At 69.2% G+C, this 15,447-nt stretch carries 14 protein-coding genes; 5 read left to right on the top strand and 9 right to left on the bottom strand.

Features of this window, described 5'->3' with window-relative positions; genetic code table 11:
- Positions 1-75 precede the first annotated feature (75 nt).
- Positions 76-948: an aminodeoxychorismate lyase gene (locus RHA1_RS23670; RefSeq protein ID WP_029539593.1), complete on the bottom strand. Its 873-nt coding sequence runs from the start codon at positions 946-948 to the stop codon at positions 76-78.
- A 62-nt stretch (positions 949-1,010) separates the two neighbouring features.
- Here RHA1_RS23670 and ygfZ point away from each other — a divergent pair, with 62 nt between their 5' ends.
- From ygfZ to RHA1_RS23650, 4 genes are all read left to right on the top strand, one after another.
- Entirely contained in the window at positions 1,011-2,132 is a 1,122-nt protein-coding gene (ygfZ, locus tag RHA1_RS23665; RefSeq protein ID WP_011597150.1) for a CAF17-like 4Fe-4S cluster assembly/insertion protein YgfZ, read from the top strand.
- Complete coding sequence (locus RHA1_RS23660) at positions 2,129-2,797, top strand: MOSC domain-containing protein (protein WP_011597149.1); 669 nt, start codon at positions 2,129-2,131, stop codon at positions 2,795-2,797. The genes ygfZ and RHA1_RS23660 overlap by 4 nt, the downstream gene beginning before the upstream one ends.
- The gene (locus RHA1_RS23655) at positions 2,794-3,747 is read left to right on the top strand and encodes an asparaginase (RefSeq protein ID WP_009477906.1); all 954 of its coding nucleotides are present in this window, start codon (positions 2,794-2,796) and stop codon (positions 3,745-3,747) included. Before RHA1_RS23660 ends, RHA1_RS23655 begins: the two co-directional genes overlap by 4 nt.
- A gap of 181 nt (positions 3,748-3,928) precedes the next feature.
- A complete protein-coding gene (locus tag RHA1_RS23650; protein ID WP_005244376.1) occupies positions 3,929-4,129 on the top strand; it encodes a DUF3073 domain-containing protein in 201 nt (66 codons plus the stop codon).
- 111 nt (positions 4,130-4,240) lie between these two features.
- Here the strand turns inward: RHA1_RS23650 and purM are convergent, their stop codons facing one another.
- Entirely contained in the window at positions 4,241-5,320 is a 1,080-nt protein-coding gene (purM, locus tag RHA1_RS23645) for a phosphoribosylformylglycinamidine cyclo-ligase (RefSeq protein WP_005244377.1), read from the bottom strand.
- Positions 5,321-5,440: 120 nt separating this feature from the next.
- A complete protein-coding gene (purF, locus tag RHA1_RS23640) occupies positions 5,441-7,024 on the bottom strand; it encodes an amidophosphoribosyltransferase (RefSeq protein WP_009477905.1) in 1,584 nt (527 codons plus the stop codon).
- A 173-nt stretch (positions 7,025-7,197) separates the two neighbouring features.
- Between purF and RHA1_RS23635 the strand changes: the two genes are divergently transcribed.
- Entirely contained in the window at positions 7,198-8,517 is a 1,320-nt protein-coding gene (locus tag RHA1_RS23635) for a class I SAM-dependent methyltransferase (protein ID WP_011597148.1), read from the top strand.
- Here the strand turns inward: RHA1_RS23635 and RHA1_RS23630 are convergent, their stop codons facing one another.
- The 6 genes from RHA1_RS23630 to RHA1_RS23605 form a co-directional block, all read right to left on the bottom strand.
- Positions 8,518-8,904 carry a sterol carrier family protein gene (locus RHA1_RS23630; RefSeq protein ID WP_009477902.1) on the bottom strand — a complete coding sequence of 129 codons (387 nt, stop codon included), beginning with the start codon at positions 8,902-8,904 and terminating at the stop codon, positions 8,518-8,520.
- A 4-nt stretch (positions 8,905-8,908) separates the two neighbouring features.
- Positions 8,909-9,553, bottom strand: coding sequence for a CPBP family intramembrane glutamic endopeptidase (locus tag RHA1_RS23625; RefSeq protein ID WP_011597147.1), 645 nt, complete (start codon positions 9,551-9,553; stop codon positions 8,909-8,911).
- The gene (locus RHA1_RS23620; RefSeq protein ID WP_011597146.1) at positions 9,550-11,319 is read right to left on the bottom strand and encodes an alpha/beta hydrolase; all 1,770 of its coding nucleotides are present in this window, start codon (positions 11,317-11,319) and stop codon (positions 9,550-9,552) included. The genes RHA1_RS23625 and RHA1_RS23620 overlap by 4 nt, the downstream gene beginning before the upstream one ends.
- A 3-nt stretch (positions 11,320-11,322) precedes the next feature.
- Positions 11,323-13,608, bottom strand: a complete 2,286-nt coding sequence (gene purL / locus RHA1_RS23615; protein WP_009477899.1) for a phosphoribosylformylglycinamidine synthase subunit PurL — start codon at positions 13,606-13,608, stop codon at positions 11,323-11,325.
- Between the two features lie 143 nt (positions 13,609-13,751).
- Complete coding sequence (locus RHA1_RS23610) at positions 13,752-15,035, bottom strand: M18 family aminopeptidase (protein ID WP_050787365.1); 1,284 nt, start codon at positions 15,033-15,035, stop codon at positions 13,752-13,754.
- Between the two features lie 25 nt (positions 15,036-15,060).
- The gene (locus tag RHA1_RS23605; protein WP_011597144.1) at positions 15,061-15,414 is read right to left on the bottom strand and encodes a VOC family protein; all 354 of its coding nucleotides are present in this window, start codon (positions 15,412-15,414) and stop codon (positions 15,061-15,063) included.
- Positions 15,415-15,447 lie beyond the last annotated feature (33 nt).

The raw sequence follows: 15,447 nt of genomic DNA, 5'->3' as shown, positions 1-15,447 counted from the left end.
CCGACCCTTGAAAACAACGTACTGCGGGGTCGTTTCCCCCGCAGGACTTTGCTACTACGAAATGTAGTAGACCTGTCAAGCCTCCGCGGACTCGGTACCCGCCGCCTCGACCGCGAGGCCGACCAGCTCCACGATCTCATCGGCGAGCGGCGCGTCGGGCAGGGCAAGTCCGTCGATCTTGCGCACCCGCGCGGCCATGGTGACGCTGGAAATGAGCCAAACACCTTCCGCTGTAATGAGATCCGCCGGCCGCAGCGCCGCGTACTCGCAGCGGAACCCCTTGCCGGACGCCACCTCGTACAGCGCCTGCTGCGTCGTTCCGGGCAGGATTCCGTGCTCCGGCGGCGGCGTGAGGAGGTGTTTGTCGCGGGCGATGACCACCGTGGAACGTGGCCCTTCCAACACATTGCCCTCGCTGCTGACGAAGATCACATCGTCGGCACCGAGTGTCGCCGCATACCGCAGCGCCGCCATGTTCGTGGCATACGACAAGGTCTTCGCCCCGAGCAGCTGCCACGGCGCACTCGCCGACAGATCCACCGAATAGCCCCGGGCCAATGTGAGTACCGACACCCCGTCGCGCCGCGCCTCCAGAATCCGCTCGGACACCGGCCCGACGGTGACGAAAGCAGTCGCGTCGCCACCGGACTCCCGGCCGCGGCTGAGCACGAGTCGCATCGCACCCTCCCGCTCGGACCCCCACTCCTCGACGGCCAGCTCGAGTGCCAGGCGCCACTCGTCCAGGTCCTGAATGGGCAATCCGAGGGCCCGCGCCGACGCGACGAGACGGGTGAGGTGGGGCTCGACCTTCAGTGCGCGACCGCCGCGCACCAACAGCGTCTCGAAGACACCGTCGCCGCGCACCACCGCCAGATCGTCCGCGTGCAGCAGCGGCGCATCCGCGTCCCGCACCTCGTGGTCCAGTGTCACCAGCACTCGATCAGACATGACGCCCAGCCTATCGACCCTGCTGACCGCCACCCGTGGTCCATGGTCCCTAGACTGGGTTCGTGGTCGACAAACTGCCCGTCTCACCCAGTCCACTCCTCACGGCCCCGGGCGCGGTTCCTGCGCCCGAAGGCTCTCCCGACGCCGGCGTCGCCTGGCATCACGGCGATCCACTCGGCGAACAACGCAGCGCCGAACGTTCCGCGGTGGTCATCGACCGTTCCCACCGGTTCGTCATCGCGATCAGCGGACCCGAACGACTCACCTGGCTGCACACCATCTCGAGCCAGCACGTCGCCGCGCTCCCCGACGGCGCGAGCGCCGAGAACCTCAGCCTCGACGTCAACGGCCGCGTCGAGCACCACTTCGTCCAGACCGATCTGGACGGCGTCACCTGGATCGACACCGAGGCCGACCGCGGACCCGACCTCCTGTCGTTCCTCACCAAGATGGTGTTCTGGTCCAAGGCCGAGCCCCGCGAAGGCAACGAGCTCGCGGTCCTCAGCGTGATCGGCCCCGACGCCGTGACGGTCCTCGACGCGGCCGGTGTCGTGGCACCCGCCGAGCCGTACGCCGCCGTCGCGGTGCCCGGGGGTGGATTCGTCCGCCGCATGCCGTGGCCGGCCGCCGAGTCCTTCGACCTGGTGATCCCACGGGAAGGACTCGCGACGTGGTGGGGCCGGCTCACCGCCGCCGGCGCCGCTCCCGCGGGAACGTGGGCGTTCGAGGCACTCCGGGTGGCCGCCGCGCGGCCCCGGATCGGACTCGACACCGACGATCGCACCATCCCGCACGAGGTCCGCTGGATCGGCGGTCCCGCCGATCACGGCGCCGTCCACCTCGAGAAGGGCTGCTACCGCGGCCAGGAGACGGTGGCCCGCGTCCACAATCTCGGCAAACCGCCCCGTCACCTCGTCCTGCTGCACCTCGACGGCAGCGCCGAGGGCAGGCCCGAACCGGGCGACCCGGTGACGGCGGGAGGTCGTGCGGTCGGACGGATCGGCACGGTGATCGACCACCACGAGCTCGGACCCATCGCGCTGGCCCTCGTCAAACGGTCCATCCCCACCGACACCGAGTTGGTGGTCGGCTCGTGCGCCGCGTCCATCGACCCCGACTCGGTGCCCGCGGACGACACGGTCCAGGCGGGCCGCGCCGCCGTCGACCGGCTCCGGGGCCGGTGAGCGAGGCGACCGCGACGGCCGGCGAGGTGCTGGCCGTCTGCGTGCTGCACACCGAACGGGACAGCGGCACCCGGCGGGTGACCCGGACGGCGATCGACAAGCGGCCCGTCGACGGCCCTGTGCGCGTCACGACCGCCGGACTGGTCGGCGACCGGGTCTGTGACACCGAGTACCACGGTGGCCCGTTCAAGGCCGTCTACGCCTATCAGGAGGACGAGGCGCGGCGCTGGGCGTCGGAGCTCGGCCGCGAACTGCCCCCGGGATGGTTCGGCGAGAACCTCCGCCTCGACGGGATCGCGGCGACCGACGCCGTGATCGGCGAGCGCTGGCGGATCGGCACCACCGAACTGGAGGTGACCAGCCCGCGGACACCGTGCGGCACGTTCGGCGTCTGGGCCGCCGAGCCCCGGTGGGTCAAGCGGTTCTCCGAACGCGGTGACACGGGCGCGTACCTGCGGGTGGTGACGGAGGGGTCGGTCAGCGCCGGCGACACCGTCCAGCGCATCCACGTGCCCGGCCACGGCGTCACCGTGCGCGATCTGTTCACCGGCCGCGACCCGGAACGGTTCGTGGCGCTGCTCGAACAGCAGGAGAACCTCTCTCCGACCGTCGCGGACAAGGCCCGCCGACGGATCGCCGGACTGGAAGTGCAGGTCACGTATTGAGCATCGAACTGGTCGAGGTCGTCCGTTCGGGATTCCGTGAGTGCGTCCACCGCGGTTCCGCGGTGATCCTCCGCGCGGACGGCGAGATCGCGCTCACCCTCGGTGAGGTGCACACGCCGATCTACCCGCGGTCGTCGAACAAGCCGTGGCAGGCCGTGACGATGCTGCGGAACGGCTTCGAGCCGACCAGTTCCGAAGAGCTCGCGATCGCGACCGCATCCCACGAGGGCGAGTCGGACCACATCGAACTCGTCGAGCAGCTGCTCGCCCGGTACGGCCTCGACGAGGACCAGCTCCGCTGCCCCGCCGATCTGCCCTCCAACGAACTCGCCCGGGCCGAACTGCTGGCCGCCGGTGAGCTCCCCCGCCCGGTGTACATGAACTGCTCCGGCAAGCACGCGGCGATGCTCGCGACCTGCCTGGCCAACGACTGGCCGGTGGACAGCTACCTCGAGCCGACGCATCCGCTGCAACTCGCGGTCGTCGAGACGCTCGGGTCGATCAGCGGCGACGTCGACGCCGAACTCGGCATCGACGGATGCGGGCTGCCGATCGTCCCGCTGTCGCTGACGCATCTGGCGCGCGCGTTCGCCCGGCTCGTCACCGCCGAACCCGACTCCCCCGAGCTCGCCGTCGCCGACGCCGTCCGCGAGCACCCCTACCTCGTCTCGGGCACCGGCAAGGACGACGCGCGGCTGATGCCGGTCGTGCCCGGGCTGATGACGAAGGCCGGAGCCGACGGTGTCTACGCCGGCGCGCTCCCCGACGGCTCGGCGTTCGCGCTGAAGATCGACGACGGCCACGAACGGGCCCGGTTACCCCTCGCCGCAGCACTTCTCCACCGGATGGGCGCCGAGTGGACCGAGGATCTGGCGGCTCTCGCATCGCAGCCCGTGCTCGGCGGCGGCGTCCGGGTGGGGACGGTCCGGGCAATTCCGGGAGTCTTCTGAGGGCGAAATGTCGGCATCGGGGCAGCTCGCGAGCCCGGTGAGACTAAACCGACACCGCTTCGGGGTGTGGATGGAAGCGCGAGGGACTTTTCCACGCTAGAGTGTGGGACAGGAACTTACACACTCAAACGGGGCCGCCAAATTCCCCAGGCCGCCCCGCGAAAGCGCGAGGGGGTCAGCCATGGGCCGCGGCCGGGCTAAGGCAAAGCAGACCAAGGTTGCACGCGAGCTGAAGTACAGCGTACCGACCACGGATTTTGACAGCCTGCAACGAGAGCTCTCAGGTGGGTCGTCCAACTCGCATCGGGACGAGGTCTTCGCTGACCAGCGTGCCGACAGGGAGGGTCACTCCCGGGAGGACGACGACGACTGGCGTCGCTGAGATCTGAAGACAACGAAATGAGGGGGAGCCGATACCGGCTCCCCCTCATTTCCACATCTTCAGCCGGTCGGGGCCACTAGCTCGCCCCGTTCCGACAAACGGCGCCCGACCCTAGAACCGCGGGTGATCGCCGGCGAGAATTGCGCGCTCCGCCGACACGTCGTGCGACTTCTTGATGCTGCCCAGCGTCCAGCAGTCGATGTGACGCGCCGTCAGGACGGCCAGCGCACGATCGACGTCCTCGGGCGCCACGATCGCGACCATGCCGACGCCCATGTTGAACGTCTGCTCCATCTCGGCCCGCTCCACCCGGCCGCGCTGCGCGATCATCGCGAAGATCGGAGCCGGGCTCCACGTGCCGCGGTCGAGTTCGGCGACCAGACCCTTCGGCATGACCCGAGCGAGGTTGTTGGCCAAGCCACCGCCGGTGACATGGCAGAACGTGCGCACGTCCGTCTCGGCGGCGAGAGCCAGGCAGTCCTTGGCGTAAATCTTCGTGGGCTCGAGCATCTCCTCGCCCAGGGTGCGGCCGAACTCGTCGACGTGCGCCGTCAGGCTCATGTGGTCGATCTCGAGCAGGACCTTGCGGGCCAGCGAGTAACCGTTGGAATGCAGTCCGGACGAACCCATGGCGATCACGACATCGCCGGGACGGACCCGGTCGGGCCCCAGCACCTGGTCGGCTTCGACCACACCGACGCCGGTCGCGGACAGGTCGTAGTCGCCGTCCGCCATCACACCGGGGTGCTCCGCCGTCTCGCCACCGAGCAGCGCGCAACCGGCCTGGATGCAGCCTTCGGCGATGCCGCTGACGAGTTCGGCGACACGCTCCGGGACGACCCGCCCGACGGCGATGTAGTCCTGCAGGAACAGGGGCTCGGCACCACAGACGACGAGGTCGTCGACGACCATCGCGACCAGGTCCAGGCCCACGGTGTCGTGCTTGTCGAGTGCCTGAGCGACGGCGAGCTTGGTGCCCACCCCGTCCGTGGACGCCGCGAGCAGCGGCTCCTTGTAGTCACCCTTGAGCGAGAACAGACCCGCGAATCCACCGAGACCACCGAGAACCTCGGGACGGCTGGCGCGCTTGGCCAAGGGAGCGAAGAGTTCCACCGCCCGATCGCCTGCGGCGATGTCCACTCCTGCGGCGGCGTAGGACGCGCCAGGGCGACTTGTCGGATCCTCGGTCATGTGGTTGTTACTCCAGCCTTCTGTTGCTCGTCAAAATCGTGTCGGTCGGGCAATCGAGTGCTGTGATTGCGTCCTTACGGTACCGGAGTACGTTCTCCGGCCGGATCCCGATGTACCGGCCTACGGCCGACTGAGGGCGTTCGCGTTGTCGTTCTCCCGCGTCGCGGGACCGCCTGCCGCGCTCTCGAGCATTCCCTCGAGAACGTTCTTTCCGATCGACGTCTCCGTGGGGAGCGCGATGGGGTACGTGCCGTCGAAGCAGGCCGCGCACAGTCGCGACGCAGGCTGCTCGGTGGCGGCGATCATGCCTTCGGTGGAGATGTAGCCGAGGGTGTCGGCGCCGATGGAACGGCGCACGCCTTCGAGCATCTCGTCGAAGCTCCCGGGCTCGCCGCCGCCGCCCGCGCCGTTGGCGATCAGCTCGGCCGGGGAGGCGAAGTCGATGCCGTAGAAGCAGGGCCACTTGACCGGCGGCGACGCGATCCGGACATGGATCTCCAGTGCGCCGGCCTCGCGGAGCATCCGGATGAGCGCGCGCTGGGTGTTGCCGCGGACGATCGAATCGTCCACCACCACGAGGCGCTTGCCGCGGATGACTTCCTTGAGCGGGTTGAGCTTGAGGCGGATACCGAGCTGGCGGATCGTCTGCGACGGCTGGATGAACGTGCGGCCGACGTAGGCGTTCTTCATCAGACCCTGGCCGTACGGAATGCCCGACCCCTGCGCGTAACCGACCGCGGCCGGAGTGCCCGATTCGGGGACCGGGATGACGAGGTCGCCCTCGGCGGGGTGCTCGGTGGCGAGGCGACGGCCGATCTCGACGCGGGTGGAATGCACCGAACGTCCGGCGATGACACTGTCCGGACGGGCCAGGTACACGTACTCGAACACGCAGCCCTTGGGCTCGGGGTTCGCAAAACGGGAGGAGCGGACGCCGTCGGCGTCGATGGCGAGCAGTTCGCCGGGCTCGATGTCGCGGACGAAGGACGCGCCGACGATGTCGAGTGCGGCCGTCTCGCTGGCCACGACCCAGCCGCGGTCCAGGCGTCCGAGGCACAGCGGACGGATGCCGTGCGGGTCACGGGCCGCGTAGAGCGTGTGCTCGTCCATGAAGGTGAGGCAGAACGCGCCGCGCAATGTCGGCAGGAGCTTCATGGCGGCCTGCTCGATGGTGCTGTCGGCGGCGGCGTGCGCAAGAAGGGCCCCGACGACGTCCGAGTCGGACGTGGCGCCGCCGGGCCGCTTGTCGTTGACCAGCCCGGCTTCACGGGCGCGCTGCGCCAGCTCCGCCGTATTGACGAGGTTGCCGTTGTGCCCGAGGGCGATGCCGCTGCCCGCGGCGGTGGTGCGGAAGATCGGCTGCGCGTTCTCCCACGTGGTCGAGCCCGTGGTGGAGTAGCGACAGTGACCGACGGCGACGTGGCCCGGCATCGCTGCCAGGGTCTGTTCGTCGAACACCTGGCTGACCAACCCGAGGTCCTTGAAGACCAGCACCTGCGAGCCGTCGGCAACGGCGATGCCCGCCGCTTCCTGCCCACGGTGCTGCAGAGCATAAAGTCCGTAGTAGGTGAGTTTCGCCACATCCTCTCCCGGCGCCCAGACGCCGAAGACTCCGCATTCCTCGCGGGGCTCGTTCTCGTCCTCGTCGGACGGGTTCGAAGAGAGAAGATTAGGACTGTGGACCGACAGATCGGCTCTGGTCACCGGGGTGCTCCCTGGGGATGGGCGTGTGAGGGGCAAGGTCAGTCTACGTGCCCTGCGCCGTCGCTTCGCCCACGGTGCCGATCGAACCGGCCCGACTCCCGGACGGACGGCCGAAAATAGATTAGTTTCGGTATCGATCAGCATCCTCGAACCACAGAGCGGGGGCTTGTCCGATGAACGTCCGCAGCACCGCACCGACCGCCGCAGAACGCCTGCTGAGCGCCTTCGAAGGTGCGATGGGCATCCCCATTCCCGTGCACGTCCGATGCTGGGACGGCTCGGAAGCCGGCCCGGACTCCGATGTCACCATCGTCTTCCGCAACCGCCGGGCCATCCGGAGGGTGCTCTGGTCGCCGAACGAACTCGGTCTCGTCCGGGCCTACGTGTCCGGTGACCTCGAGATCGAGGGCGACGTCTTCCGGCTGCTGACGCTTCCGGACCTCGTCGACCGGCTGGGCACTCTCGGCGTCCGCGGATTCGACCGCGGCACCGTCCTGAAGTCGCTGTCGACGTTCGTCCGGCTCGGCGGCCTCGGACTCCGGCCGACACCGCCGTCGGTGGAGGTGTCGCGGCGCCGCGGCGCCAAGCACAGCAAGGCGCGCGACGCGTCCTCGGTCTCACATCACTACGACGTCGGCAACGATTTCTACCGCCTGTTCCTCGGTCCGACGATGGTCTACTCCTGCGGCTACTGGGACCAGCGACCAGACGACCGCGGTGCGATCGGGACGCTCGAGGAAGCGCAGAACGACAAGCTCGACCTGGTCTGCCGCAAGCTCGGTCTCCAGTCGGGCATGCGACTGCTGGACGTGGGCTGCGGCTGGGGTTCGATGGCGATCCACGCCGCCGAGAAGTACGACGTGTCCGTCGTCGGGGTCACCCTCAGCCACGAACAGGCCGAATGGGCGCGGGCGAGGGTCTCCGAGGCCGGGCTGTCGGATCTGATCGAGATCCGCGTGCAGGACTACCGCGACGTCGTCGACGGTCCGTTCGACGCGATCTCCAGCATCGGCATGTCCGAACACGTCGGCGACTCCGCGCTGCCGGAGTATGCGCAGCACCTACTCGACCTTCTGCGTCCCGAAGGCCGGCTGCTCAACCACGCGATCGCCTCGGTCCGGTCGCTCACCGGCACCGACACCTCGTCGGGGTTGATCGAGAACTACATCTTCCCGGACGGCGAGGTGCTGCCGCTGAGCAGAACGCTCGACGCCTTCGAGCGCGCCGGACTCGAGGTGCGCGACGTCGAGGCCCTCCGGGAGCACTACGCACTCACCCTGCGGGCGTGGGTGGGCAGACTCCGCGACTCCTGGGACGACGCGAGCCGGCTCGCCGGCGCGGAGCGGGCCCGCACCTGGTTGCTGTACCTCGCGGCCAGCGCCCTGGGGTTCGAGGAGAAGGGCCGGCTGACGATCCATCAGGTGCTGGCCGTGCGCCCGTCCGATGACGGGTCGAGCGGCCTGCCCCGCACCCGCGCGTTGTGGCTGGGCTGACTACACGCGCAGCAGCGGCAGCCAGTGGGCGATCTCCCCGGCGCGACTCCCCGACACCGACACTCCGCCGCCGGCGGTCGCGCTGTCGAACTCCAGCAGTCCGGTCACCATCAGCAGCCACGTCCGGGGGTCGGTTTCCACGACGTTGGGTGGGGTGCCGCGGGTGTGCCGCGGGCCCTCGATGCACTGGACCGCGACGAACGGCGGAACCCGGACCTCCACGCTCGAACCGGGCGCGACCTGCTCGAGCGTCCGTGCGCTGAGCCGGACCGCCGCGGCCAGCTGGGTGCGGGACGGTTTCTCCTCGGAATCGCCGCGCAGCCACGGGCCGACCTCGAGTACGGCGGCTCTCAGTTCAGCGGGATCTACGGCTCGGCGCGGCGGCATACGCTCAATCTACTGTGCGGGCCCGCACGAGTTCGGCGGCAACCGCCCCACCGACGTTGATCGAAAGGTGCAGCAGTGCAGGGGCTACGACGCTGCCGCTGCGTCGACGCGCCCACTCGAACAGCCACGCGGAGCAGCCGGTGAGCAGCACGCTCGCGGCGACGCCGTCACCGGCGATCCGGGCCGCGCGCACGTGCCACAGCCCGAACGTGGCGGCGTGCAGGGCGTGGGCCGTCGCAGGTGGCCAGGCCCGTCGCAGCATCGCGGACAGGACGCTGCGGAACAGCAGTTCCTCGTGCGCCACGGTCCCCACCGGAATCCGGAACCCCACCCAGCCGGCGAAATCGGTGACGTCGTCGCCGGTCGGCACACGCCTGCGCAGTGCGGGCACACTCAGCGTGATCGCGTATCCGGCGAGTGGGATCACCGACGCCAGGGCGCCGTACCGCAACCCGGACCGGGCCTTCGACGCGGACAGGCCGAGTTCGTCGATGCCATAACCCGCGGCGCGTGCTGCTCCCACGACCGACAGCCCGAGCGCGCCTCCCGCGACCGCCCGCCCGTACGGGCCGAGCCCCGAACCGGGCAGCACCACGTTGCTCCACAGCACGGCCGCCGCCGCGCCGGCAACGGAGGCGAGCCTGCTCACTTCTCCGGGCCCTCTGTCCCGGAGAGGGATTCGAGAGTGGACCGGACGCGTTCGGTGTCGACGGGCGTCCATCCCTCGGGCTGGGCGACCGTGATCCAGCCGTCGAGGACGAGAGTCCCGTAATTGTGGCCGTGCCCGTCCGGCACGCCTGCGGCGTTGGTGAGGTCGGCGGAGACCTGCCAGAACGTCACGAACGGAAACCATTTCATGGACGGTGAACGATCCTCGCCCGGTGGTTCCTTCAACCAGTCGGGGCGGGTGAATGCCAGGTCGGGCGACCACCACACGACGGGATCGGACGGGTGCTGCACGTACAGGATGCGCGGTGACAGCCACTCGCCGGTTTCCTCGACCATGTCGGCGGAGTCGTCGGCGAACCGCACCACCAGACCCGCCGCGTACTCGGGATCCACCTCGGGCGTGCCGGGGTCGCGGCGCTGGATCAGCTGCCCCCACAGGCGGTTCGAGTTGGGCGGCCCGACCCACAACACGCCGTCGACGGTCTGCCGGATGTCGCTCAGCGTGCCGAAGGCGCCCTCCCCCGCCTGGGTGCCGAGACTTTCGCCGTAGACCAGCAGTTTGGGGCGCGTCGCCTCGGGTTCCTGCAACCACCGCTCGTGCACGCGGTCGATCAGTTTCTTCCCCGCCTCCGCGGCCTTCTCGCGGTCGGCGAGGAACGAGATCCAGCTCGGCAGGAACGAGTACTGGCTGGCCACCAATGCCGTGTCACCGTTGTGGACCAGCTCGATCGCCTGCGCCGCAGTCGGATTGACCCAGCCGGTGCCGGTGGTGGGGATGACGACGAGGACCTTGCGCGAGAATGCGCCGGTCCGCTCGAGTTCGTCGATGACGATGTCCATGCGCGCGTCCGGGTCCTCGGCGGTCTCCAGCCCGGCGTAGACGCGGATGGGGTCCTTGGCCGGTGTGCCGTTGGCTGCCGTGAGTTCGTCGGCGTCGAGGCCTCGGGACACGAAGTTCCGACCCTCGTACCCGAGGGTGTCCCAGGGCGCGAGCGACTCGGGGCTGCCCGACTTCTCGGGGTCGAGTGGTTGCTCGGTGCCGTCGCGGGTGGTCGAATTCTGCAGGCTGAAAGCCGCATTCGTGGCTGCGTAGACGCCGCGCATCAGAACACCGTCGACGAGCAGGAAGAACAGCACCGTCACGATGAGGATGCCGACGGTGGTGGCCGTCGGGATCGCGAGGTGCCACCGCCGGATGAGTCGTGCCGCGATCCACCGCACCAGTTCGCGCAACAGCCGCCACACCGAGATGATCGCGGCGCCCACCAGCAGACTCAGTCCGCCCGTGCGGATGTAACCGGTGGTGGTGGTGCCCTCCGCCCCCATCAGCGCGGCGATCTCACGCTGCCATGCCGCGGAGTACGCGAGCATCACGAGACTCACGACCACGCACGTCACCGTCACGACGACGCGCAGGCCGGTGGACCACGGTTCCGGCAGCGGCCACCACGACCGGTGCCGCAGGAAGTAGCGACGCACCAGCCAGCCGACCACCGTTCCCACCGTGTAACCGATCGCGGCGTTGATGCCGCCGATCAGCCCCTGGAACAGCCAGTCGCGGGGCAGCAGCGACGGCGTCAGCGACCAGCAGAAGAACAGCGTCGCGAACCCGATACCGGTGAAGTCGAGCCGAAGTAAACGCCAGGCCCGGTCGAGTCGGGGACCGTGGAGGAGTGCAGGATCAACCAGCCGCGAGAATTCCCGCGGCCCCCTGTCAACCCTCTCCAATGCCCCCGATTCGACCATTCATCACCCGAACAATGCCGGCAGAGTTCCCTCGAACGTCGTGCGCAGCTCGGCCAGCGAGACCGAGAACTGGCCCTGGACCTCGACGGAATCGGACCCCTCGTCCACCACACCGATGCGCACCCACGGGAGATTACGGGCCGTGCACATACCGGTAAAGCGAGTTTCCTCGGTGCGCGGGACCGCGACGAGCACGCGGCCCGACGACTCGGAGAACAGGGTGACGAACGGATCGGCGTCGTCGGGAAGCAAGATGCGGCAGCCCGTCTCCCCGGCCAGCGCGGCCTCGACGACGGTCTGTGCGAGACCGCCTTCGGACAGGTCGTGCGCCGCGGACACCAGTCCGTCGCGGGACGCCGCGAGGAGGATGTCGGCCAGCAACTGCTCCCGCTCGAGGTCGACCTTCGGCGGCACGCCGCCGAGGTGGCCGTGCTCGACCTGCGACCAGATGGACCCGTCGAACTCGTCGCGGGTGTCGCCGAGCAGGATCAGCGTTTCGCCCGGTTCCAGTCCGAGACCGGTGGGGATGCGACGGTGCACGTCGTCTATGACGCCGAGCACGGCCACCACCGGGGTGGGCAGGATCGGGGTCGACCCGGTCTGGTTGTAGAAGCTGACGTTGCCGCCGGTGACGGGGATGCCGAGCTTGGCGCAGCCGTCCGCCAGGCCGCGGACGGCCTGCTGGAACTGCCACATGACGCCCGGATCCTCGGGGGACCCGAAGTTCAGGCAGTTGCTGACGGCCTTCGGCGTCGCGCCGGTGACGGCGACGTTGCGGAAGGCCTCGGCGAGCGCCAGCTGGGCGCCGGCGTACGGGTCGAGCGCCGTGTAGCGGCCGGACGCGTCGGTGGCGAGGGCGATGCCGCGGCCCGTCTTCTCGTCGACGCGGATCACGCCGGAGTCGGCGTTCTCGGCCAGGACGGTGTTGCCGCGCACGTAGCGGTCGTACTGCTCGGTGATCCACTTGCGGCTGCACAGCGCCGGGGACGCGAGCATCTTCAGCAGGGTGGCCTTCAGTTCGTCGGCCGATTCGGGACGCGTCAGTCCGGCGGTGGTGTTGGCGACGAGGGCGTCCTGGCTCGCGGGACGCTGCACGGGACGCTCGTACACGGGACCCTCGTGGGCGACGGTGCGCGGCGGCACGTCGACGACGGTCTCGCCGTGCCAGGAGATGGTGAGCCGCTCGCCGTCGGTGACCTCACCGATGACGGTGGCGAGGACGTCCCACTTCTTGCAGACCTCCATGAACGCGTCGACGTTGTCGGGGGTGACGACCGCGCACATGCGTTCCTGGGACTCGCTGGACAGCACCTCGGCCGCGGTCATGCCGGTGGCGCGCATCGGAACCTGCTCGAGGTTGATGTGCATGCCGCCGTCGCCGGCCGCGGCGAGCTCGGACGTGGCGCAGGACAGGCCGGCGCCGCCGAGGTCCTGGATACCGACCACGAGCTTCGCGGCGTACAGCTCCAGACAGCACTCGATGAGCACCTTCTCGGTGAACGGGTCACCCACCTGCACCGCCGGAAGCTTCTTCCTGCCGGTACCCGATTCATCACCGTCGAACGTCTCCGACGCGAGGACGGACACGCCGCCGATGCCGTCGAGGCCGGTGCGCGCACCGAACAGGATGATCTTGTTGCCGGCACCGGATGCGAACGCGAGGTGCAGGTCCTCGACGCGCATCGCGCCGGCACACAGAGCGTTGACCAGGGGGTTACCGGCGTACGACTCGTCGAACACGGTCTCGCCGCCGACGTTCGGGAGGCCGAGCGAGTTGCCGTAGCCGCCGACACCGCGCACCACACCGTCGACGACGCGTCGGGTGTCGGGGGCGTCCGCCGCACCGAAGCGCAGCTGGTCCATGACGGCGATGGGCCGTGCACCCATGGCCATGATGTCGCGGACGATGCCGCCGACGCCGGTGGCCGCACCCTGGTAGGGCTCCACGTAGGAGGGGTGGTTGTGGCTCTCGACCTTGAACGTGACGGCCCAGCCGTCGCCGATGTCGACGACGCCGGCGTTCTCGCCGATGCCCGCGAGCATCGAGGAACGCATCTCGTCGGTCGTGGTCTCACCGAAGTACTTCAGGTGCACCTTGGACGACTTGTAGGAGCAGTGCTCGCTCCACATCACCGAGTACATCGCCAGCTCGGCCTCGGTGGGGCGGCGGCCCAGGATCTCCTTGATGCGGGCGTACTCGTCGTCCTTCAGCCCCAGTTCCTTGAAGGGCTGTGCGACGTCGGGGGTCGCGGTGGCGGCGGTGACGGTATCGACCGGGTGTGCTGACACTGGAGGTGGGGTCCCTTCCCTACGGGAGTCAAGAGAGGCAAGCCGGGAGTCACGGTCGGCGCAAGCCGGGTGGCGACGAGCCGTACGTCAGTCTATCCGGCGGCTCGTTCCGGTACGGACCTGGCGCTCCTCGCCCCGCTTCCTCACGCCGTCGGTGTGAGGAAGGCCGCAAGCGCGTCGGAGTAGGCACGCACGTCACGGGCGCCCATCAGCTCCCGCGACGAGTGCATTCCGAGCTGGGCAGCACCCACGTCGACGGTGCTCAGCCCGGTCCTGGACGCGGTGATCGGGCCGATGGTCGAACCGCACGGCAGGTCGGCCCGGTGCACGTACCGCTGCAGCGGCACGCCGGCCTGGTCGCAGGCGAGGGCGAACGCACCGGCTCCGGCCGCGTCGGTGGCGTAGCGCAGGTTCTGGTTGACCTTGAGCACCGGTCCCCCGTTGACGGCGATGTGGTGTGCGGGCTCGTGCCGCTCCGGGTAGTTGGGGTGGGTCGCGTGCGCCATGTCCCCGGAGGCGCAGATCGATCCGGCCATCGTCTGCAGGAATTCTTCGCGACCACCGCCACGGCCGAGGACGATGCGCTCGAGGACGGTGCTCAGCAGATCGGAGAACGCGCCCCGATCGGACATGCTCCCCACCTCCTCGTGGTCGAACAGCGCGAGCACCGGCACCCGGTCACCGGGGTTCTCGGCCGCCGCCAGCAGCGCGTGGGTGCCCGCGTAGCAGGTGCCCTGGTTGTCGAGTCGCGGCGCGCTGACAAGGTCCTGTCCCGTTCCGACGAGGGTGCTGGGCGCGAGATCGTGGGTCATCAGTTCCCACCCGAGCACCGCGTCGGCGGGCACCTCTGCCCGGTCGGCCACGAAGTCGATGAACGAGCGGCGTTCGGACCCCACGCCCCACACCCCGTTGAGGTGGCGCTGCGGATCGAGGTGGACGCCCTTGCGGTCCTCGGACAGGTGGATCGCCAGCTGCGGGACGCGCAGGATCGGTTCGTCGACGCGGACGAGTTTCTCCTCGACCGCGTTGCCGGCCCGCACGCTCAGCCGCCCGGAGATGCCCAGGTCGCGGTCGAGCCACGAGTTGAGCCACGCGCCGCCGTACGGTTCGAGACCCACCAGCTGCCACCCTGCCGACGACAGGTCCGGGTGCTGCTTGACGCGCAGGTTCGGGCTGTCGGTGTGCCCGCCTACGATGCGGAACGGCGCCGTCCGGCCCAGCCCGTCGGTACTCCACGCGATGAGGGAACCGCCGCGCACCAGGAAGTACCGGCCGGGCTCGCCGGGCCACGAGTCGGTCTCGTGCAACTCGGTGAAACCGTTGCCGGTCAGCAACATCGACACCGTCGCGCACACATGGAAGGGCGACGGTGATGCATCGACGAAGGTGCAGAGTCCCTGGGCGTCGGCCCACGTAGTGGAAGGCATGGGGTCAATCATGCAGGACCCGCTGTTACGTGTGGGGACCCGAGACGCAAAACTGGTTGCCGTCGGGATCGGCGAGCGTGACCCATCGGAAATCGCCCATCTCGTGCTGCGCGACCTCCGTCGCGCCCTCGGCACTCAGCCTGCCCACCTCGCCGTCGAGGTCGTCGGACGCCAGGTCGAGGTGGATGCGGTTCTTTCCCGGAGTGGGGTCGCCGACCTTCTGGAACGCCAGCTTCTGCGCGGAATCCGGTAGGACGACGACGTAGAACCAGCCGTCGTTCTCCTGCTCGATCGTGCCCGCCGTCTGCTTCGCCCACCATTTCGCGAGCGGCCCCGGATCCGTGGTGTCGAACGTGATCATGCCGAGTGTGAGTGCCATGCCCGCAGAGTAGACGTGACCACCGACACGTTT

Origin of the sequence: Rhodococcus jostii RHA1 (assembly GCF_000014565.1) — a bacterium.
In the GTDB taxonomy this organism is placed as follows: Bacteria; Actinomycetota; Actinomycetes; order Mycobacteriales; family Mycobacteriaceae; genus Rhodococcus_F; species Rhodococcus_F jostii_A.
This window is presented reverse-complemented; position numbering and strand designations above follow the sequence as displayed.